Consider the following 1,250-nt stretch of genomic DNA (forward strand, 5'->3'; position numbering starts at 1 on the left):
CTCACGCAACTCTAACAAGGTATGTTGCATATCTTCGTGCAATGAAGCGATGGCCAACTCTGTTTTCTCTTGCTGCTCAAGCGGCAGTTTCTCAAACTCATCACTGGTCATGGGTTCGACATCACGTTTTGCTGCAAAAGCATAACTGCCATCTTGCATACGTAATAACACCACACCATGTTTATCGGCTTCCACTTGTAGGGCGCCGAACAGTCGCACTCGATGTGTCCTGGCCGATTCTTCTATTGCTCGGATCCGACCACGATAATATTCATCATCCAGCGCATGAGGGAGTGCTTCCTCCAGACATTCAATCATATCTTCAATATCATGACGTAGTTGTCTGCCTTGACCGGCAGGCATAGATACTGCCCAAGGTTTTTGTGAATCAACAAAATTATGTAAGTAAGTCCAATCCCTAGCTTGAGGTCGGTGTTTGATATGTTCATCTAAAAACCGTTTCACTAAGGTATATTTGCCTGAACCTGATGGCCCCATCACATAAAGATTATAGCCATCCCCCTCTATATTTATCCCAAAATCAACCGCCTCTAACGCTCTTGACTGACCAATCATCATAGGCAGCGTTTCTAACTCTGCCGTCGATACAAAGCTAAATTGCTCCGGAACACAATACTGATACAGATCATCTGGACGTAATTGAGTGGATTTCACCATAATTTTCTCTAGCCTAATAAGTGTTTTTAACTTAGGATAACCCATAGCTAGAGATAACAGTATTTTCATTGAGGTGGAGCAGAAACAATGGCCGAACACGAAGAAAAGCGTCATTTCGTTAGAATGAACATTGAAACACAAGTTACTTATTCCATTAAGGGTGAGAATGCAATATCTCACCATGGTACAAGTGGAGATCTAAGTGCAACTGGGTTACATATGATTACCGATTATGCACCGACAGAAAACGATATCATTTCTATCGTGATGAATCCTAGCGGTGATCGTTTACCCCCCTTTGTTGCTGAAGGTAAGGTCATGCGAGTTAAAGCAGATGAAAACGATGCGAATAAATTTCATGTTTCTGTTGAGTTAACCCAAACCTCGTAAGAAAATCAGCAAACGTTAATTATAGCCAGTAACTACTTTTAGTCATGACTTTTGACATTAAGCCCATCAGCCATTTAACGGGGGTGGGCAGCTCCGCCCCACCTGCCTCTACCGCAATGGTGCCATGATGCAATTCATCTATTTTCATTTGCTCAAGCACAGCTCGACTTTTTAAATCTGTT

General features: G+C 42.5%; 3 protein-coding genes. 1 reads left to right on the forward strand and 2 read right to left on the reverse strand.

Annotated features, from left to right (window positions below):
* Positions 1-678: Lon-like protease helical domain-containing protein (locus AC3AYF_RS21325; RefSeq protein WP_487780469.1), on the reverse strand; the 678-nt coding region annotated here is incomplete at its 3' end.
* A gap of 87 nt (positions 679-765) precedes the next feature.
* On the opposite strand from AC3AYF_RS21325, the gene AC3AYF_RS21330 reads away from it, so the two are divergent.
* A complete protein-coding gene (locus AC3AYF_RS21330) occupies positions 766-1,068 on the forward strand; it encodes a PilZ domain-containing protein (RefSeq protein ID WP_487780470.1) in 303 nt (100 codons plus the stop codon).
* A 19-nt stretch (positions 1,069-1,087) separates the two neighbouring features.
* On the opposite strand, the gene AC3AYF_RS21335 is transcribed toward AC3AYF_RS21330, so the two are convergent.
* Entirely contained in the window at positions 1,088-1,228 is a 141-nt protein-coding gene (locus tag AC3AYF_RS21335; protein WP_487780471.1) for a demethoxyubiquinone hydroxylase family protein, read from the reverse strand.
* Between the last annotated feature and the right edge of the window lie 22 nt (positions 1,229-1,250).

The organism is Salinicola sp., from assembly GCF_982684285.1.

Excerpts from the sequence above, each read along its gene's own strand:
- AC3AYF_RS21330 (WP_487780470.1), top strand. The coding sequence starts at position 766 with ATGGCCGAACACGAAGAAAAGCGTCATTTCGTTAGAATGAACATTGAA.